General features: G+C 60.1%; 20 protein-coding genes and 1 riboswitch. Of the genes, 13 read left to right on the forward strand and 7 right to left on the reverse strand.

Annotation, left to right across the window (positions count from 1 at the left end; genetic code table 11):
* Positions 1-27 precede the first annotated feature (27 nt).
* Both ACFVHU_RS12940 and ACFVHU_RS12945 read left to right on the forward strand, forming a co-directional pair.
* On the forward strand, positions 28-1323 hold the full coding sequence (locus ACFVHU_RS12940) for a sensor histidine kinase (protein WP_105656595.1): 1296 nt from the start codon (positions 28-30) through the stop codon (positions 1321-1323).
* Positions 1281-2024 carry a response regulator transcription factor gene (locus ACFVHU_RS12945; protein WP_105656594.1) on the forward strand — a complete coding sequence of 248 codons (744 nt, stop codon included), beginning with the start codon at positions 1281-1283 and terminating at the stop codon, positions 2022-2024. The genes ACFVHU_RS12940 and ACFVHU_RS12945 overlap by 43 nt, the downstream gene beginning before the upstream one ends.
* Positions 2025-2095: 71 nt before the next feature.
* On the opposite strand, the gene ACFVHU_RS12950 is transcribed toward ACFVHU_RS12945, so the two are convergent.
* On the reverse strand, positions 2096-2482 hold the full coding sequence (locus tag ACFVHU_RS12950; RefSeq protein WP_133833776.1) for a lipopolysaccharide assembly LapA domain-containing protein: 387 nt from the start codon (positions 2480-2482) through the stop codon (positions 2096-2098).
* 240 nt (positions 2483-2722) lie between these two features.
* On the opposite strand from ACFVHU_RS12950, the gene ACFVHU_RS12955 reads away from it, so the two are divergent.
* The 8 genes from ACFVHU_RS12955 (at position 2723) to rplI (ending at position 9357) form a co-directional block, all read left to right on the forward strand.
* Positions 2723-4003 carry a M18 family aminopeptidase gene (locus ACFVHU_RS12955; protein WP_105656592.1) on the forward strand — a complete coding sequence of 427 codons (1281 nt, stop codon included), beginning with the start codon at positions 2723-2725 and terminating at the stop codon, positions 4001-4003.
* A gap of 94 nt (positions 4004-4097) precedes the next feature.
* Positions 4098-4649, forward strand: a complete 552-nt coding sequence (locus tag ACFVHU_RS12960) for an LURP-one-related/scramblase family protein (RefSeq protein WP_166650745.1) — start codon at positions 4098-4100, stop codon at positions 4647-4649.
* A 140-nt stretch (positions 4650-4789) separates the two neighbouring features.
* Positions 4790-5281 (forward strand): helix-turn-helix domain-containing protein, encoded by a 492-nt coding sequence (locus tag ACFVHU_RS12965; protein WP_105656590.1) that lies wholly within the window; start codon positions 4790-4792, stop codon positions 5279-5281.
* Between the two features lie 110 nt (positions 5282-5391).
* Positions 5392-7488, forward strand: a complete 2097-nt coding sequence (locus ACFVHU_RS12970) for an acyltransferase family protein (protein WP_388024731.1) — start codon at positions 5392-5394, stop codon at positions 7486-7488.
* Positions 7489-7658: 170 nt separating this feature from the next.
* Positions 7659-7955 (forward strand): 30S ribosomal protein S6, encoded by a 297-nt coding sequence (gene rpsF / locus ACFVHU_RS12975; protein ID WP_060703203.1) that lies wholly within the window; start codon positions 7659-7661, stop codon positions 7953-7955.
* A gap of 55 nt (positions 7956-8010) precedes the next feature.
* Complete coding sequence (locus tag ACFVHU_RS12980) at positions 8011-8580, forward strand: single-stranded DNA-binding protein (RefSeq protein WP_013350684.1); 570 nt, start codon at positions 8011-8013, stop codon at positions 8578-8580.
* 61 nt (positions 8581-8641) lie between these two features.
* On the forward strand, positions 8642-8881 hold the full coding sequence (gene rpsR, locus ACFVHU_RS12985; protein WP_013350683.1) for a 30S ribosomal protein S18: 240 nt from the start codon (positions 8642-8644) through the stop codon (positions 8879-8881).
* Between the two features lie 17 nt (positions 8882-8898).
* On the forward strand, positions 8899-9357 hold the full coding sequence (gene rplI, locus ACFVHU_RS12990) for a 50S ribosomal protein L9 (protein WP_105656588.1): 459 nt from the start codon (positions 8899-8901) through the stop codon (positions 9355-9357).
* Between the two features lie 175 nt (positions 9358-9532).
* On the opposite strand, the gene ACFVHU_RS12995 is transcribed toward rplI, so the two are convergent.
* Complete coding sequence (locus tag ACFVHU_RS12995) at positions 9533-9919, reverse strand: hypothetical protein (protein ID WP_105656587.1); 387 nt, start codon at positions 9917-9919, stop codon at positions 9533-9535.
* 9 nt (positions 9920-9928) lie between these two features.
* Positions 9929-10231, reverse strand: a complete 303-nt coding sequence (locus ACFVHU_RS13000; RefSeq protein WP_105656586.1) for a PadR family transcriptional regulator — start codon at positions 10229-10231, stop codon at positions 9929-9931.
* A 271-nt stretch (positions 10232-10502) separates the two neighbouring features.
* Here ACFVHU_RS13000 and ACFVHU_RS13005 point away from each other — a divergent pair, with 271 nt between their 5' ends.
* A complete protein-coding gene (locus ACFVHU_RS13005; RefSeq protein WP_166650747.1) occupies positions 10503-10778 on the forward strand; it encodes a helix-turn-helix transcriptional regulator in 276 nt (91 codons plus the stop codon).
* Positions 10779-10981: 203 nt separating this feature from the next.
* Positions 10982-12499 carry an acetyl-CoA hydrolase/transferase family protein gene (locus ACFVHU_RS13010; protein ID WP_181149065.1) on the forward strand — a complete coding sequence of 506 codons (1518 nt, stop codon included), beginning with the start codon at positions 10982-10984 and terminating at the stop codon, positions 12497-12499.
* Here the strand turns inward: ACFVHU_RS13010 and ACFVHU_RS13015 are convergent.
* The 4 genes from ACFVHU_RS13015 to ACFVHU_RS13030 all read right to left on the reverse strand — a co-directional run bounded on the left by ACFVHU_RS13015 (position 12496) and on the right by ACFVHU_RS13030 (position 16274).
* Entirely contained in the window at positions 12496-13575 is a 1080-nt protein-coding gene (locus ACFVHU_RS13015) for a PQQ-dependent sugar dehydrogenase (RefSeq protein WP_388024734.1), read from the reverse strand. The genes ACFVHU_RS13010 and ACFVHU_RS13015 overlap by 4 nt on opposite strands.
* A complete protein-coding gene (locus ACFVHU_RS13020) occupies positions 13568-14158 on the reverse strand; it encodes a dihydrofolate reductase family protein (RefSeq protein WP_105656584.1) in 591 nt (196 codons plus the stop codon). Before ACFVHU_RS13020 ends, ACFVHU_RS13015 begins: the two co-directional genes overlap by 8 nt.
* A 70-nt stretch (positions 14159-14228) precedes the next feature.
* Positions 14229-14651 (reverse strand): PaaI family thioesterase, encoded by a 423-nt coding sequence (locus tag ACFVHU_RS13025; protein ID WP_105656583.1) that lies wholly within the window; start codon positions 14649-14651, stop codon positions 14229-14231.
* Between the two features lie 15 nt (positions 14652-14666).
* Positions 14667-16274 (reverse strand): long-chain-fatty-acid--CoA ligase, encoded by a 1608-nt coding sequence (locus tag ACFVHU_RS13030; RefSeq protein ID WP_105656582.1) that lies wholly within the window; start codon positions 16272-16274, stop codon positions 14667-14669.
* A 376-nt stretch (positions 16275-16650) separates the two neighbouring features.
* A riboswitch (SAM riboswitch) is annotated at positions 16651-16767 on the forward strand.
* A gap of 94 nt (positions 16768-16861) precedes the next feature.
* Between ACFVHU_RS13030 and ACFVHU_RS13035 the strand changes: the two genes are divergently transcribed.
* Positions 16862-17362: a flavin reductase family protein gene (locus ACFVHU_RS13035; RefSeq protein ID WP_105656581.1), complete on the forward strand. Its 501-nt coding sequence runs from the start codon at positions 16862-16864 to the stop codon at positions 17360-17362.
* Positions 17363-17364 lie beyond the last annotated feature (2 nt).

Consider the following 17364-nt stretch of genomic DNA (forward strand, 5'->3'; position numbering starts at 1 on the left):
ATTGATCGAGAAAACTAGACTGGAAACATGAGCCAACCGACGCTGCAGGAAACTGTGGTTTCCTTCGATGAACTGGCCGCCAAGCGCATGGGCCGGATACGCCGTTATTTGCGTACCCACCCGCGTTTGGTGGTCATCGGTGCGGTAGTCATCTATCTGCTGCTCACACTGCCCGGTGTCCTGGTCATGGCAGCGATGCCAGAAGCAAACGCCACCGGCCTGCTGGTCGTCACCCTCGCCGTCAGCGCTGCCTTGTTGTACCGGCGCCGGGCACCGATGACGGTGATCATCCTGGTGTTCATTTTCGAATGCCTGGCCCTGGTGATTGCTGGTCCGCAAGGTGGACTGGGCGGGGTAGGCATGATTATCGCCCTGTACACGGTCGCCACCAGCTATTCGGCCAAACGCACCATCCCGCTGGCCATCCTGGCCGGCAGCTTCCAGACGGTCCTGATGGTGCTGATGGGCTTCCCCGACATGGCCGGAATGGAATTCGACCCGCAAGATGGAATCGACGAAACCATCTTCACGCGCGTCATCATCGCCGTCTCGGGCAGCTTCGTCATCGGTTTCTACATTGCCGCAGCCGCGGTGGGCATGAATGTGCGCAACGCGCGCATCCACGAAGCTGAACTGAACCACTGGGCCTCGCAGGTCTCCGGACTGGCCCAGGTGCAAGAGCGCAACCGCATCGCCCGCGAAATGCACGACGTTGTCGCCCATTCGCTTTCGGTGATGATTGCCCTGTCAGAGGGGGCACGAGTGGTGGCCAAGCGCGATCAGGTCCGTGCCGACGAAGTGCTCAATGAGCTCTCTGGAACCGGTCGCGCCGCCCTGGCGGATATGCGCCGCATGCTGGGCGTGCTTCGCCAAGAAGAATCCGGAGAGCTGGCCCCGCAGCCTACCGGCGGGAACGTGGAGCAATTGCTCGAAGGATTCCGTACCGCAGGTCTGCCGGTCTCATTTACCCATACGGGCGATCCTCTGCCGGAGGACACCACCTTCCAGCTGACCGTCTTCCGTATCATTCAAGAGTCCCTGACTAATTCCTTGCGCTATGCCCGTAACGTAAGTGATGTGCAGGTTCGCCTGGAACGGCGCCGCGAAGAACTGCGCATGGAAATCATGGACAACGGAGATGCAACGAGAGTTCCGAGTATCGGCAGCGGACGCGGTCTGCGCGGCATGCGCGAACGAGCCGCGCTCTTTGGCGGAACGGTTGATGCCGGACCGGTAGCCAGTGGCGGATGGATTGTGAAAGCGGTCCTCAAGCTACCCGAATGCAGCTTGCAGAACGAAAACCAGAAGGCAGTGAAGGAATAAGCGTGGAAGACAAAATCAAGGTACTGCTGGTCGATGACCAGCCCCTCTTACGCATGGGATTCCGCCTCATCCTCGAAGGTGAAGACGACATCGTCATCGCCGGCGAAGCTGTCGATGGACTCGATGCCCTTGCCCAGACGGCCGCACTGAAACCCGATGTGGTCCTGATGGATGTGCGCATGCCCAAGATGGACGGCTTGGAAGCGACCGAACGCATCGCCAAGGACCATCCGGAAACCAAGATCATTATCCTGACGACCTTTGACCTGGACGAGTACGCCTTCTCAGGGCTGCAGGCAGGAGCCAGTGCGTTCCTGCTCAAGGACGTGGCCCCGGAAGAACTGGTCCAAGCGGTGCGCCTGGTAGCTTCCGGCGACGCTGTGGTGGCACCCCGGGTGACTGCCCGCCTGCTGGAAACCTATGTGCGCAACGCTGGCGCCGGGAACCGGAACCAGCCGGCCGAAACTCCGCATGACCCGCTGCTCGATGATCTCACCCCGCGTGAGCAGGAAGTGCTGCGTGCGCTTTCCGAGGGACTATCCAACGCCGAGATTGCACACCGTTTCTTCCTTTCCGAAGCAACGGTGAAAACCCACGTGCGGCGCATCCTGACCAAATTGCATCTGCGCGACCGTGTTCAAGCGGTGGTGTACGCCTACGAGACCGGGCTGGTCATTCCATCCCAAGGCCTGGACTACTAGGCATCGCTGAGGCAGCAAAATGGCCGCCGGGTGAAACCCCATGGGGTTCCGCCCGGCGGCCATGGAGCTTTCTAGCGCTTATTGGCCTTGCGCTGCTTCTTCGCCGTAGAGCGCAGCTGTATCACGCGGGCCACCCCGGCGATCGCGACCACTAGGGCGCCACCAATAGCGGCAAAGAACAATGCCAGCCCGAGGTTGACCTGTCCCTGATACGCGAAGTAGTTCAGGGTCACCTGCTCCTGGTTCTGGGCAATGAAGATGATCAGCAGGATCAGCACGAGCAAGCCGAAGATCGTAGCGGTCCAGATACGACCCAACTTGGTCGCTGGGAGCTTATCTGCACCGGCAGGTTTGGCCCGTTGGACCTTGGAATCCATCGGTACGGTGGTCTCCACTTCGACCTCGCGTGATTCTGCTGGAATGTTCTCTTGCTCTGGTGTTCGATCAGCCGTAGCCATGATGAACTCGCTTTCCTTGTCTCCGGGACTGCTTTCAGCTTCGTCGAGAGCGAGGTGCCAAGTCAAGACCCGGATAGGGGTGTCTGCCAGGTTGCCAGGGCGGAGGCAGGCTCAGCAGGACATCAGCAAATGTGGTTCAGGCTACTAAGCTGGGAGGCAACTCGACTTTTCAGGCGGGAACCAAAACCTGAAGAACCGTCTGACAAACATCTCTTGACAGAAAGAAGTGAGTAACCAGCCATGGCACAAGCCGCAGCAATGGCCCACATTGCAGATCTGGCCGAATACGTCGCAACCTCGCCATCGAGCTACCACGCCGCGGCCTCGGCCGCGCAGCGCTTGGACGCTGTTGGATTCACCGGTCTGGACGAAAAGCAGGCTTGGAACCTGGTCCCGGGTTCCTACTACGTGGTCCGCGACGGTGCGATCATCGCTTGGGTGCAGCCAGAAGCTGCCACTGCGACCAGCGGATTCCATATCCTCGGCGCCCACACCGACTCGCCGGGCTTCAAGCTCAAGCCGAAGCCAACCACCGGTTCCAACGGCTGGTGGCAGGCAGGGGTCGAAGTCTACGGCGGACCGCTGCTGAACTCCTGGCTGGACCGCGAACTGGTGCTCGCCGGCCGATTGGTACTCAAGGACGGTTCCGAGCACCTGGCGAAGACCGAACCAATCCTGCGCATCCCGCAACTAGCGATCCATCTGGACCGCCAGGTCAATGAGGGCCTGACCCTGGACAAGCAGACCCACACCAATCCAATCTTTGGCGCCGGCGATCTGGCGGATGCCGACATCCTGGCGATCCTGGCGAAGTCTGCAGGTGTCGACCCGGCCCAGGTAGCCGGCTACGACATCCTGACCGCGCCCGCGCAGCGCGGCGAGGTCTTTGGCGAGGGCAAGAACTTCTTCGCCAGCGCCCGGCTGGATAACCTCACCTCGGTGCACGCAGGCCTGATTGCGCTGACGGGCCATTCCCGCAAGCCAGCAGGCAACCGCATTGCCATGCTTGCTGCCTTCGACCACGAAGAACTGGGTTCCTCCTCGCGCTCGGGCGCTTGCGGCCCATTCCTGGAAGAGCTGATCAACCGCATCCAGGCATCCATGGATGCTTCAGTTGAAGACACCGCTCGCGCCCTGTCGAATTCTGTATGCCTGTCTGCCGATGCTGGCCACGCGGTTCACCCGAACTACCCAGAGCGCCACGACCCAGCCAACCGTCCGCAGCTGAATGCCGGCCCGCTGCTGAAGATCAATGCGAACCAGCGTTATGCCACCGATGCGGTGGGTGCTGCCGCATTCGCCAACTGGTGCGAGTCGGCGGGAGTTCCCTACCAGGAGTTCGTGTCCAATAACCGCGTACCGTGCGGATCCACCATTGGACCATTGACCGCGACCCGACTGGGCATTCGCACCCTGGATGTGGGAGTCGCGCTGCTGTCCATGCACTCGGCCCGCGAGATGTGCGGCGTTGACGACCCTTGGTATCTGTCCAAGGTCTCTCGCGAGTTCTTCGGAGCCTAGCAAGTCCAACCTGAAAAGCCGGCCTGCGGGCTGGCTTTTCGCCTCCCCGGGGGATCTTCGCCCGATGTGCCTAATCGATGGCATAATCGGCACCATGACGATCCTCAACCAGAACACGTTGATCTTCCAGCAGACGAAGAACATCTCGAAGAACGACTTCGCGATTCTTGATTCTTCCGGGATGCAGATTGCCCACGTGGATACCGGCGGAAGCGCGCTGGGCCGCATGTTCGTTGGGGCTCGCGAACTCACGGTCTTCGATGGACCAGGCAATCCGGTTGTCATCGTCAAGGACACGATGACCATGGGCCGCGATCGTTTTGAAATCCTTGATGGCAACGCTGCCCCGCTGGCCAGCCTGGTCAAGAGGATCACCTTCTTCAAAACAAGGGTCTCCATCTCGATGCTGGGCGAAGAGCTCGAATTACTGGGCAGCATCTGGGACTTCGACTTCCAGATCACCGGTCCCGGCGGGGTTCTGGGAACCGTGACCCGAGAATGGTCCGGGATGGGCAACGCATTGCTCGGCAAGTCAACCTATGCCCTGCGCTTGGCGGAAAACCTCAACGCACAGCAACGCCAGGCAGTGATCGGCTCGGTGCTGGCACTGGATTTGATCCGTGAAAAGCAACAGCGCAATTCTTAACGGAGCTGAGGTAGTCGCCGCCAGGAATACTTCTTCGTCGCAGGCCAGCCTTGGTTCTTGGCCGCTGTCGTGTTGCAGTCGGGTAACTGTCACGTCGATGTCGTGGTGCTTTCGGGGCGCCATTGGCTAGCGTAAGTGGCATGAATGAATCACGGATTGCAGAGCTTCGCCGTGCCAAGGGCTGGACGCAAGAACGTCTAGCCGCCGAAAGCGGCATCACTGTCAGAACGGTCCAACGGCTCGAAGCCGGAAATGATGCGAGCTTGGAGACTATCTCACTGGTCGCCAAGGCCTTGGAGGTGCCGGTTGGAGACCTGTTCAAAAGCGTCCAGACTCCGAAGTTCTCCGAGGCCGTGGATGGGCTTGAAGCGCGGGCCCAAGCAGATCAAGATCGTCGGGATTCGGCAACCAAGGGGATCCTGGCCGTGTTCCGCGGGCTGGGCATCCTGGTCACTTTCGGCACGGTCATCTTGGCTACCACCGGCAACTTTGGGTGGTACATCTGGTTGCTGATCCCGGTGTACTGGGGCGTCGGGCAGCTGCTGCTTGAGGCTGCTTTCCGTCTGAGCCTGGATGCCAAACTCGACGCCAAATACCCGCTGTCCACGGCAAATCGGAAACTGCTGGGCTAGGTCCATGCTGCGAAGCGCAAACCCAGGCACCGCCCATGAGGTTCCCACGGGTCGTTAGACCGACTGTTGCCCATTGATAACCTGCTGTTTACCCCCTGCTGGTCTGATCAATGACTATGAGTTCGAATTCCCTGCAGGTCAAGAATTTCCGCCCGGAGATCCAAGCGCTCCGCGCCTTGGCGGTTCTGCTGGTCGTCGCCTATCATCTTGAGCCATCCGCAGTTCCAGGCGGTTATATCGGGGTTGACATCTTCTTCGTCATCTCGGGCTTCCTGATTACCTCGCACCTGCTGCGTGAAGCCGAACGCACCGGCCGGGTCAGCCTCGCAGCCTTCTTTGCCGGCCGAGCGCGAAGAATCCTCCCGGCTGCCATGCTGGTGATCCTGGTAGTTGTCGTGGCAAGCCTGCTGATCTTTCCCAAAACCCAGTGGGGTGCCTTGGGCACCCAGGCCATCGCCTCTGCCTTCTCGGTGCAGAACTGGGTTCTCGCCGCCGACTCCGTCGACTACCTCGCTTCGGATCAAGCACCCGGGCCGTTGCAGCACTTCTGGTCCCTGGGCGTGGAGGAGCAGTTCTACCTTTTCTGGCCGTTGCTGGTTTTGGCCGTGTGCCTGTTGGCCAAACCGAATGCGGACGCTAGCAGTGGCGATGGATTTGCCCCGCGGCGCCGCATGCTCTGGATCATTTTCTCAGCCACCGCACTTTTGTCGCTGGGATACTCGGCCTATGCCGGTTACTCAGGCAATAGCGCCGGATACTTCATCACCACCACCCGCATTTGGGAACTGGCCGTCGGCGGACTGCTGGCCTTGGCAGTCCAGGCGCACGCCAACGGCGCCTTGAAGCTTCCACCGTGGGCAACCAGCTGGCAGTTCAAAAATCTTGCCGTACTCGTGGCTTTGGCGGCGATCTGCTTCGCGGCATTCAGCTACAACGCCACAACAGTCTTCCCGGGGATTGCGGCGGCCCTCCCGGTTCTTGGCTGCGCCGTGGTGATTGCCGCAGGCAGTACGCGAGGACCTGGTTCCCTGCACCCGCTGGTGAACTGGGCTCCCGTTCAATGGGTCGGCCTCGCCTCGTATTCGCTATATCTGTGGCACTGGCCGCTGATCGTATTCTTCATCGAACTGGCCGGGGGCAACCCGGACCCATTGCAGTCGCTGGCCTTGCTGGCCGGGTCCCTGCTCTTGGCTTGGGCCAGCTTGAAGTGGGTCGAAACTCCCATGCGCCACTTCCGCCCCATAGCCGGTTCTCCTGCCCGCTCCTTGATTGCAGGGGCGGCGATGGTCGGGCTGGCCGCGTCCATCGCGCTATTGCCAGGTGCCATGCAGCAGCATCTTGTGGGCCAGGAGCAGCGTGAGCTGGGCGCGATGATGCAAAACCCGCCAGCTGGTTTTGGCGCGGCCTCCGTGGGCCAGGGCGCACCTGCGTACCTTTCCGGCCATCGCCAGGTCGTCCCGCTTCCTGCGACGGCCGCCGAGGACCAGCCCGAACTGGGAGATTGCGTCCAGGAACCGAAATCCACGCAGATCAAGGAATGCGAATTCGGCAGCGAGGACGCCAGCTACACCGTGGCCCTGGTGGGTGATTCCCATGCAGCCCACTGGTTCGAGGCCGTCAGCCGATACGCCCAAAGCAAGGGCTGGAAAGTGGTGACCTATCTGAAGAATTCCTGCCCGTTCTCCGAGGCCCAGCGCAAGGCGGATCGGGATGGCAGCATCAACTGCGAAGAAGCCATCGACCAGACCATGGAAGCTCTGGCTGCGCGCGATGACATCAACGCGGTGATCACCTCGAGTTGGGGAGGAGCCACCTTTACCACTGACGCGGCACAGGGGCTGGCTTCGACGTGGTCCACCCTTGAAGACGCGGGCCTGCCGGTCTACGCCATTGTGGACACCCCGCGGCCGCCGCAGGATTCCTATGCGCGCGACTGCGTGGAAGAAAACGTGCAGAACCCGGATAAGTGCGCCTTCCCGGAAAAGGGAGCCTATGAAGTGGGCGATGCCACCAAGCAGGCCGCCGAACTGGAGCCGCGCGTCGAAGTGCTCGACTTCAGCGATTACTTCTGCATGGATGGAACCTGCCCGGCAGTGGTGGGAAATGTCTTGGTCTACCGGGACAAGCACCACATCAGCGATACCTACATGCGCACCTTGGCCCCGATCTTTGGCGATAGGATCGAGGCTGCCTTGGATTCCGAGTAGCCCAGCATGATTTAGGACACCAAGGCTTATGCAAGTTCGGGTCTCTCGGGTAGGATTGGAAGGTCTGTGCCACTGCATGCCCGAAAGTTGGGCGTCTGGTGCACAGATAACGCAAGAACCTCCTGTTGCGGAAATACCGCGACCGTTTAGCCCAAAGGAGGTGGGTTCACATGCGTGCTTATGAACTTATGGTCCTCATTGATCCAGAGGTCGATGACCGCACCGTAGAGCCAACCATCGAGAAGTACCTCGAGGTTGTCCGCTCCAACGGTGGCACTATCGAAAAGGTTGATGTCTGGGGTCGTCGCAAGATGTCCTACGAGATCAAGAAGAAGGCAGAAGCCACTTACGTAGTGGTGAACTACACCGCAGAGCCAGCAGCTTCCGCTGAGCTTGAGCGCCAGCTCAAGATCAACGAACTGATCCTGCGCCACAAGGTCACCCGTCCGGAAGAGGCACGCGTTTAATTACGCGAAACCTTCCGTCGTAGGAATTAACGTTCAATCTTTTTAAGGAGAGTCAATGGCAGGCGAGACTGTTATTACCGTTATCGGAAACCTGACTGCCGATCCGGAGCTGCGTTTCACGCCGTCCGGTTCAGCCGTAGCGAACTTTACGATCGCTTCGACTCCTCGCACCTTTGACCGCCAGTCCAATGAGTGGAAGGACGGGGAAGCCCTGTTCTTGCGCGCATCGGTGTGGCGCGAAGCTGCAGAGAACGTTGCTGAAACGCTGACCAAGGGCATGCGTGTCATCGCCCAGGGCCGGTTGCGTTCACGTTCTTACGACACCAAGGAAGGCGAACGTCGCACCGTCATGGAGCTTGAAGTCGATGAAATCGGCCCATCGCTCCGTTTCGCGTCCGCCAAGGTCACCCGTACCCAGCGCTCCGGCGGTGGCAACGGTGGCTTCGGCAACGGTGGTGGAGGCTTCTCCAACGCACCGCAGCAAAGTGCACCAGCTCAGGCGCCGCGTCAGCAGCAGCCTCAGCAGGGTGGCGGATGGAATGCTCCAGCCGCAGACCCATGGAGCACCGGCGGAAACAACGGTGGCGGCTGGGGCAACCCGGGCGCAGACGAACCGCCTTTCTAAACAATATTTATTCACCATCCCGCAGATCACTCTGCGGGCTCCAAAGCTAAGGAGCTCCACGATGGCTAAGGCTGAAATCCGTAAGCCCAAACCAAAGTCCAACCCATTGAAGGCCGCTGACATCACTGTCATCGACTACAAGGACACCGCACTGCTGCGCAAGTTCATCTCCGACCGCGGTAAGATCCGCGCTCGTCGTGTAACTGGCGTTTCCGTTCAGGAACAGCGCAAGATCGCACAGGCAATCAAGAACGCACGTGAAGTAGCCCTGTTGCCTTACTCCGGCGCTGGCCGCGGCTAAGGAAGAGGGATAGCAAAATGGCAAAGATCATTCTGACTCACGAAGTATCCGGTCTCGGTGCTGCTGGCGATATTGTCGAGGTAAAGAACGGCTACGCCCGTAACTACCTGCTGCCACGCGGCTTCGCAATCGTCTGGACCCAGGGCGGTGAGAAGCAGGTGGAGTCGATCAAGGCTGCACGTGCTGCTCGCGCCGTTGCAAACCTTGAGGATGCTCAGGCACTTGCAGCTAAGCTGAAGTCCCAGCCGGTGAAGATCACCATGAAGGCTGGCTCGAACGGTCGCCTGTTCGGCACCGTCAAGACCACCGAAATTGCTGCTGCCGTAGAGGCTGCCGGTCTGGGTAAGATCGACAAGCGCAACATCGAGGTCAACGACCAGATCAAGTCGACTGGCAACTACACCGCAACCGTTCGCGTTCACGCTGACGTTCTTGCAAACCTGCGCCTGCAGGTTGTAGCTGCTGCCAAGAAGTAAGTCTTCTAGACTCAGCTTCTGTTCAAGAGGTGGCGTGCACTCCGCAAGGAGAGCACGCCACCTCTTGGCGTTAACCGGATTTCTTTTGGGCCTCCGGGTCAACGAATAGCAAGTTCCACCTTCGAATAGGCTCAAAGCCAATTCAGAATCTTGAGTTCGTTCAGGCTTTCGGCGCTTACCGGCTGGCGCGAGACCGAATCAGCGAACGAGAGAAATCTGTGATGATTCCTGCCACGATAAATCCGAATGCAGGTAACCAGGTGATCGCCCATCCGGAGAAAACCATTGTTTCGCGATCCCGTAGGAATATCGCCAGCAAAGGCCAAAGAAAACCTAAGGCCACGCCTACGAGAATGAAGGCAGAGTGGCTCTTTGGAGATGCTGTTGCGGGAAAGGACTCCGCATATTCTGCAGGAGATCCAAAGTTGGCTGTCGCGTCTTCGTAGCTGGTGGCTTCGGACTCGACCTCTCTGGCTATATCGCGGATGGTGGCCGTATCCACGTTTCGTAGTGAAAGGCTGTAGCGCAGTTCGTCGATGTAGGTTTTGAGGTTACTTTCCATGGAAGGCTCCTAATTGAACTGTTCTAACCAGTTTTTGACTGATTTCAGGGTCTGATGACCCTGCTTGGTGATTTCGAAGATTTTGCGTGCGGGTCCGCGAGCGGTGATTTGCCAGTCGGAGACGATGTCCCCGGACTCTTCCATGGTTCGAAGCAGTGGGTATAAAGTCCCGCTCTTGATGCCAGGCACTCCGAGCTCTTCGAGCTTAGCCAGCATGGAGTATCCGTGTTCGGGTTTTTCTGCCAGGAAGCTTAGAAGAACGACCGGAAGCATGGAACGCTTCACCTGTGGAAGTACTCTGCTCTGTGACATGACTTAAGTATGAATCCTACATAGGTGCATTTCTATCCTTCGTTCGGATGATCTTGGCTTAGCAGCATCCGGCGATTCAATTCCGAGCCGGAACTGGTCATGGTCACTTAGAAGTGGCTAACATTTCACCAGATCGTCTTGCGTCCAATGCGTCATAATCATTGGCTTGGCCAATTTGCAGCAATAGCCTCGAAGATGAGTACGTCCAAAGCCAGCACGATCGAGAGAAGCGGTGGAACAAATGGGTTTTGCGTGTGCGGATCCTGAAGTATTGACCGAGGCGCAACGCGAAGCTGTGGCAGAGCATCAGCGCCGTGTGCAAAGCGAGTCCCGGCGCCTGTCGTTGCGTGCGCTGCGCGAAGAAGCAGAACTGAGCCAAGTAGAACTTGCCACCGTGCTGAAGCTGAGCGTGGACCGCATCGCCCGCATGGAGACCGGGGACCTTGACCGAGTCCAGCTGGCCACCCTGCGCCGCTACGCAGAAGCCATGGGCGCCAGCCTGCAAGTGAAAGCGATCCGCGAGGGCACGCACGCCGAACTTGGCTAGTGATCGAGCTCCCGGCGGTCGCTGCCAAGCTGCCATTCCTGACCGACCGGTCAGCGCAAATAGAGCGCACCTCATCGATAAATATGCCACCCATCGCTCAGGAGCGCACAGCGAGGCCTGAATCACTGTGCCGACCAGCTAAAGTATTCCGGTGAGACGCGGGTTATAGACCTGTGTCACAAGGAAGTTCTGAAGGGGTTATTTTGCACGAACGTATTCACCACCGGGCCTTTGCTGATCGCTTGATGAGCGCCGAGCAAGCTGCAGAGTTCATTAAGCCAGGCATGACTGTCGCCATGAGCGGCTTTACCGGTGCAGGATACCCGAAGGCCGTGCCCGGGGCACTGGCAGCGCAGATGGAGCGCCAGCACGCTGCGGGCAAGGACTTCAAGATCAACGTGCTTACCGGCGCTTCCACCGCCCCTGAGCTTGATGGCGTGCTGGCCAAGGCCGAAGGCATGAACCTGCGCCTGCCGTACATGTCCGACCCCGAGCTGCGCCGCCGCATCAACGAGGGCAACATGGAATACATGGACATCCACCTGTCCCATGTCGCCCAGCACGCCTGGTTCGGCTTCTACGGCAAGATCGACCTGGCCATCGTCGAAGTTGTCGGCGTCACCGCCGAGGGCGACTTGATCCCTTCCAGCTCGGTGGGCAACAACAAGACCTGGCTGGAGATGGCCGACAAGATCATCATCGAGGTCAATTCCCAGCAGTCTGCGGCCATGGAGGGCATGCACGATGTCTACTACGGCACCGCACTGCCTCCGCACCGCAAGCCAATCGACCTGAGAACCGTGCGTGACCGCATCGGCCAGCAGTACATGGACGTCGACGTCAACAAGATCGTCGCCGTCGTGGAAACCGACGCGCCAGACCGCCTGAGCCCCTTCGCCCCGGTGGACGAGACCAGCGAGAAGATCGCCGATCATTTGCTGACCTTCCTGGATTCCGAGATCCGTGCCGGACGCCTGTCCGAGAAGCTGCTCCCGCTGCAGTCGGGCGTGGGCAATATCGCCAACGCAGTGCTCGCTGGCCTAGCCCGTGGCGGCTACAAGGGCCTGACCGCCTATACCGAGGTCATCCAGGACGGAATGCTGGAGCTGATCAAGGACGGGACCATCGAGTTCGCCTCTGCCACCAGCTTCTCGCTGTCTTCGGAGGGCATCGAGGAATTCAACCGCAACGTCGACCACTACCGCGAGCGCATCCTGCTGCGCGCCCAGGAGATCTCGAACCATCCGGAGATCATCCGCCGGCTGGGCTGCATTGCGCTGAACGGCATGATCGAAGCCGACATCTACGGCAACGTGAATTCCACCAACGTGCTGGGATCGCACGTGATGAACGGCATCGGCGGCTCGGGCGACTTCGCCCGCAACGGCTACCTGTCGGTGTTCATGTCCCCGTCGACCGCCAAGGGCGGCAAGATCTCGGGCATCGTTCCTTTTGCTTCGCATGTGGACCACACCGAGCACGACACCATGATCCTGATTACCGAACAGGGCCTGGCCGACCTGCGCGGCCACTCGCCAAAGCAGCGTGCGCAGCTGGTCATCGATAACTGCGCCCACCCGGAGTACCGCCCGATGCTGCAGGACTACTTCGACCGTGCGTGCAAGGAAAGCTATGGCAAGCACACCCCGCATCTGCTGGGCGAGGCCCTGTCCTGGCACCAGCGCTTCCAGGAGACCGGAGACATGCGCCCGGCCAGCTAGTCGCCGGCCAGGCGGGGCGCGATGCGCAGGATGCGGTCATCGCCCGCCCCTGGCTGGCCGCGCCCGTCGGTATTGTTGGTCAGCACCATCAGTGCGCCGTCAGGATCCACTAGCACGTCGCGTAGCCGGCCGAGCCGGCCATCGAGCAGTTCATGCTCGGTGGCCGGCTCGTCCAGTTCCACCGCGCGCAGCACTTCTCCGCGCAGATTCGCCAGGTAGAGGGTGCCATCGAGGATCGCGATGCCGCTGGGGCTGGCTTCGGACGGGGACCACTGCGCAATCGGATCGGTGTACGACGGATTTCCGCCGCTTTTTCCCTCGGCTTCGGGCCAGCCGTAGTTTCCCCCGGCTTCGATGATGTTCAGCTCGTCGAAGGTGTTCTGCCCGAACTCGCTGGCGAACATGGTGCCATCAGCACCCCACGCCAAGCCCTGCACATTGCGGTGCCCGTAGCTGTAGACGAGGGAATTCTCGAACGGGTTGTCGTCCGGGACGCTGCCGTCAGGTGCCATGCGCAGGATCTTTCCGCCCAGCTGCTGCAGGTCCTGGGCTTGCTGGGGATTGCCCGCATCGCCCACGGTGGCATAGAGCATCCCGTCCTGACCGATGGCCAACCGCCCGCCGTTGTGGATGCTGGCCGAGGGCAACCCGTCAATCAAGGTGCGCGGGGCCGACAGTGAAAGATTCCTGGCGCTGCCTTGCACCGTGAACCGCTGGATGCGGTTGCCGGATTCAGCGGTGGAATACGCAAAAAGCTGGTCTGGGGAGAGGAAGGCCAAGCCCAGCAGTCCGCCTTCTCCGGTCGCCACCAGATCATCGAGCCGAGCCACTTCGCGGCCTGGTCCGGATCCTGAGATCTCCACGATCCGCCCAGAATCGCGTTCGCTGACCAGCAGGCTGTCTTGGGCGTAAACCATGGACCATGGGGCGTCCAAGCCGGTGGCCAGTGGTGCTGGAACAGCTTGCGATTCGGTAGCTGGAGCTGAAGGCGGGGTTGGCGCGGAGCATCCGGCGAGGAACACTGCGCCGAGCACTAGGCAGGTACCCAGAATGCGCTTCATCGAGCTGCTATGCATGGGCTGGTTGATGGCGCGTCGGGCGATAAGTCAGTTCCTGGATCCGTCCGTCCAGCAGCTTGGACTCGACAAGTTCCAGATCGTAGTCATCGACCCCGCCAAGTACCGGGGCAGAACCGCTATGCCCGGTCAGTACCGGGAAGATGGTCACCTGGATGAAGTCCACAAGACCTGCCGCCAGCAGGGAATGGTTCATCGCTAAGCAGCCGTGGGAGCGCAGCGGCACATCTGAAGCTTCCTTGAGCTGTGCGACGACTTCCAGTGCATCAGCGCGCTCCAGCGTGGGGTTTGGCCAGGACAGCGGCTCTTCCAGGGTGGTGGAGATGACGGTGGCGGGCTTGTCGTGCAGGGCCACACCCCACGCGTCTTCAACCTCGGGATTCGCCTCGATTTCTGCCCAGAAGCGGCTGAAGAGACGGAAGGTGTTGGCCCCGAAAACCATGCGGCAAGCCGGAGTGTAGAGCGCGAGGCGGTGGGCTAACAGCTCTGGCCCCTGTTTTCCCCAGTAGCCGCCCCAATCGCCGGCGGCGCTGCCGAAGCCATCGAGGCTGCTGAACACATCGAAGGTATAGGTCGCACTCATGGCGAATCTCCTGGAGCTTGAGCGTTAGATGCCACCTACCGTACGCCCGTGCTCGCGGTGTGAAAACCAGCTAGGCCGGATTCTCAGGCAAATCCACATTCTGGGTGCGCAACTGGCCGCGGGATAGCTGCTTGCCGGTGGATTCATCGGTGATGATGACCTCCCAGAGCTGCTGGGTGCGCCCTTGGAATAGCGCGGTGGCGATCACCTGGACCCGTGCTCCGGTGGAAGGGCGCAGGAAGTCGGTGGCGTTGTGCACGCCCACGGCGAATTGCCCGCGTTCGGCCACCGCGTAGCTGGCGCCCACTGATCCTGCGCTCTCGATGATCGAGGTGTAAACGCCGCCATGCACCACGCCCCAAGGGGTGTGGTGGTTCTCGTCCAGCTGCGCGTGGCCGCGTACTTCCGTGGCCGTGATTTCGTCGAATTCCAGTCCGATGCTTTCGGTGAAGCGGCTGGTCTTGTTGGGAATCCGCGGTGCAGTGTTTTCCAATTGGTGATCCTCAGGCTAGTTCGGTGTGCTGGCTTCGAGCGCCTGGGCGCGCAGGACATTCTTCTGCACCTTACCAGTGGAGGTGCGCGGCAGATCCTGCGGGAAGACGATGGTGCGCGGCACCTTGAAACCGGCAAGCTTTTCGCGGGCGAATTCAATCAGCGTTTGCGCGTCCAGGGAGGATCCGCTGGCGCGGATGACATATGCCACCGGACGCTCGCCCCATTTCTCGTCCGCGATGCCGATGACGGCCAGGTCCAGCACCTCTGGGTGCGAGGCGAGGGCTTGCTCCACCTCGATGGTGGAGATGTTCTCGCCGCCGGAAATGATGATGTCCTTGGCCCGGTCGCGCACCTGGATGTAGCCATCCGGGTGCATGACACCCAGATCGCCGGTGTGGAACCAGCCGCCATGGAAAGCTTGGGTAGTGGCCGCTTCATCGCGGTAGTAGCCGATCATGACGTTATTGCCGCGCAGCACGATTTCGCCCATGGTCTGTCCATCCGCCGGGACATCGTTCATGTTCTCGTCAACAATGCGTGCGGACTCGGCGGTAATCATGCCAACGCCTTGGCGGGCGAGCTTCGCGGCCCGGTCCGGGCCATCGAGGGCATCCCACTCATCCTGGTACTCGCACACCGTGTACGGTCCGTATACCTCGGTGAGGCCATATACATGGACTACCTCGATGCCCAGCTTCTGCAGCTTGGAGATGATTGCCGGGGACGGGGGAGCTCCTGCGGTGGTGATGCGCAGTGGCGCATCGAGCTGGTGGGCGCGGGTGGAGTCGGCGATGATGGAGCAGACGGTCGGAGCGCCGCACAAGTGGGTGGTTCCAAGATCCTCGATGGCATCCCAAACGGAATCTTCGCGCACGCCGCGCAGGCACAGGTGCGTTCCTCCCGCTGCGGTGACGGCCCATGGAGTGCACCAGCCGTTGCAGTGGAACATCGGCAGGGTCCACAAGTAGCGGGTCTTGGCGGTGAAGCCCTGGTGGTGCGCTTCGCCCAACGAGTTCAGGTAGCTGCCGCGGTGCGAGTAGAGCACGCCCTTCGGCTTGCCGGTGGTGCCCGACGTGTAATTGAGAGTGATCGGAGCCCGCTCATCGGCGATGGCGTAGGGAAGTCTTTCATCCGAGGCTTGTGCGATTAGCTCGTCCAAGGTGGCGTCCACGGGCACGTCCGGACGTTCTCCGGCGTACTGGTCATCGGCGATCTCGATGAGCGCCTCCAGCGTTGGGTTCTCGCGGCGCAGGGTCTTCGTGTTCTCCAACAGCTCTGTGTCGGCAAGCATCAGCTTGGCAGCAGAATGATCAATGATGTATTGCAGCTCGTGGGCCGAGAGTCGGGTGTTCAGGGCAACGAGGACTGCGCCTGCCAGCGGTACGGCGTAATGCGCCATGAGCATTTCGGGAGTATTCGGTGCCAGCACGGCCACGCGGTCGCCCGGCTCAATGCGAGCCTTCAGCGCCTGGGCAAAGCGGTGCACCCGTGCTTCGAATTCTTCATAGGAGAAGCTGCGAGTTCCATGGATGACGGCGGTCTTCTTCGGATAGGCCTCGGCTGTGCGTTCCAAGAAACGCAGTGGGGTCAATTCTGAATGGTTTGCCTGAATCTCTACCATGGTGTGGCTATTCCTCAATCGTCATCGATGGTTACGGAGAACAATAAGCAGGAGTGTGACTCAATGCACTCCATGACCAATAGTGGCATGAACCTCAGCGTCATGCCGGGAAACCAAGTTTCATTACGGTGGGCGGTAGGGAATTCGCGCCAGGGCCCCGAGCCCAGGGGAGGAGTTAGTGTTCTGCCGAATCAAGAGCGGCGGAAGCCTGCTGCGATCATGGGGCCGAAGCGTTCAAGAAGCGCGGCGTATGGCGAATAAAAGACTGCCCAAGGACTTCTGGCGGGGCCTTGGATCGAATATTGCGTCGAATATTGCGATTTGCGAAGTGAAATGTTTGACGGCTGTTCGTCATGAGCCATATCGTTTTAAACAGAATCAAGAGCATCAGCTATAAGCCCTGGCTTGCTGATCGGCAACCCTCTCAACGGTAGTGGGGTGCTCCAGGTGAGGATTCGGTTCCACACAAAATGTGCTGGAACAAGTACCGCACACGGCGCGGAACTTCAGCCCAAGCGGCTTCGAGTAACGAGAAGCCAATGCTTGCAGGCTACTGCGCGGTGGGCAAGACCCAAAGGAATCGAGCCATGTCATTGAATCTTGAACTTGACCCGTTGACCCTGCGCAAGGTTTTCGCTCAGCATCCATCAGGGGTAGCCGCCCTCTGTGCAGAACTGGATGGCGTGAAGACCGGAATTGTCGCTTCATCGTTTACCGTGGGAGTTTCCCTTGAACCTGCACTGGTGATGTTCGCCGTGCAGAAGTCCTCGAACACTTGGCCAAAGCTGCGCGAAGCTGGCCGCATTGGCGTCTCAGTGCTGAGCGAACGCAATGATGGTGTCTGCGCTCAGATTGCGTCGAAAAATGGCGACCGGTTCCGCGGAATCGATACCTATTCCTCGGATCAGGGCGCGCTCTTCGTCAACGACTCCACGTTGTGGCTGGAGACTTCGATCTACAACGAGGTCGAAGCGGGGGATCACTGGGTAGTCCTGATGGAAGTCCACGGGCACCGCACCTCCGAGCACTCGCCACAGATCTTCCATGATTCGCGGTTCCATTCGCTGCCGATTCCTGAGCTCGTATAAGC

The sequence above is a fragment of the Glutamicibacter sp. NPDC127525 genome, from assembly GCF_042672105.1.
Lineage (GTDB): Bacteria > Actinomycetota > Actinomycetes > Actinomycetales > Micrococcaceae > Glutamicibacter.

What these genes read in the sequence shown, in the direction of transcription:
- ACFVHU_RS12940 (WP_105656595.1), top strand. Translation starts at nt 28, where the DNA reads ATGAGCCAACCGACGCTGCAGGAAACTGTGGTTTCCTTCGATGAACTG.
- ACFVHU_RS12945 (WP_105656594.1), top strand. Translation starts at nt 1,281, where the DNA reads ATGCAGCTTGCAGAACGAAAACCAGAAGGCAGTGAAGGAATAAGCGTG.
- ACFVHU_RS12950 (WP_133833776.1), bottom strand. Translation starts at nt 2,482, where the DNA reads ATGGCTACGGCTGATCGAACACCAGAGCAAGAGAACATTCCAGCAGAA.
- ACFVHU_RS12955 (WP_105656592.1), top strand. Translation starts at nt 2,723, where the DNA reads ATGGCACAAGCCGCAGCAATGGCCCACATTGCAGATCTGGCCGAATAC.
- ACFVHU_RS12960 (WP_166650745.1), top strand. Translation starts at nt 4,098, where the DNA reads ATGACGATCCTCAACCAGAACACGTTGATCTTCCAGCAGACGAAGAAC.
- ACFVHU_RS12965 (WP_105656590.1), top strand. Translation starts at nt 4,790, where the DNA reads ATGAATGAATCACGGATTGCAGAGCTTCGCCGTGCCAAGGGCTGGACG.
- ACFVHU_RS12970 (WP_388024731.1), top strand. Translation starts at nt 5,392, where the DNA reads ATGACTATGAGTTCGAATTCCCTGCAGGTCAAGAATTTCCGCCCGGAG.
- rpsF (WP_060703203.1), top strand. Translation starts at nt 7,659, where the DNA reads ATGCGTGCTTATGAACTTATGGTCCTCATTGATCCAGAGGTCGATGAC.
- ACFVHU_RS12980 (WP_013350684.1), top strand. Translation starts at nt 8,011, where the DNA reads ATGGCAGGCGAGACTGTTATTACCGTTATCGGAAACCTGACTGCCGAT.
- rpsR (WP_013350683.1), top strand. Translation starts at nt 8,642, where the DNA reads ATGGCTAAGGCTGAAATCCGTAAGCCCAAACCAAAGTCCAACCCATTG.
- rplI (WP_105656588.1), top strand. Translation starts at nt 8,899, where the DNA reads ATGGCAAAGATCATTCTGACTCACGAAGTATCCGGTCTCGGTGCTGCT.
- ACFVHU_RS12995 (WP_105656587.1), bottom strand. Translation starts at nt 9,919, where the DNA reads ATGGAAAGTAACCTCAAAACCTACATCGACGAACTGCGCTACAGCCTT.
- ACFVHU_RS13000 (WP_105656586.1), bottom strand. Translation starts at nt 10,231, where the DNA reads ATGTCACAGAGCAGAGTACTTCCACAGGTGAAGCGTTCCATGCTTCCG.
- ACFVHU_RS13015 (WP_388024734.1), bottom strand. Translation starts at nt 13,575, where the DNA reads ATGCATAGCAGCTCGATGAAGCGCATTCTGGGTACCTGCCTAGTGCTC.
- ACFVHU_RS13020 (WP_105656584.1), bottom strand. Translation starts at nt 14,158, where the DNA reads ATGAGTGCGACCTATACCTTCGATGTGTTCAGCAGCCTCGATGGCTTC.
- ACFVHU_RS13030 (WP_105656582.1), bottom strand. Translation starts at nt 16,274, where the DNA reads ATGGTAGAGATTCAGGCAAACCATTCAGAATTGACCCCACTGCGTTTC.
- ACFVHU_RS13035 (WP_105656581.1), top strand. Translation starts at nt 16,862, where the DNA reads ATGTCATTGAATCTTGAACTTGACCCGTTGACCCTGCGCAAGGTTTTC.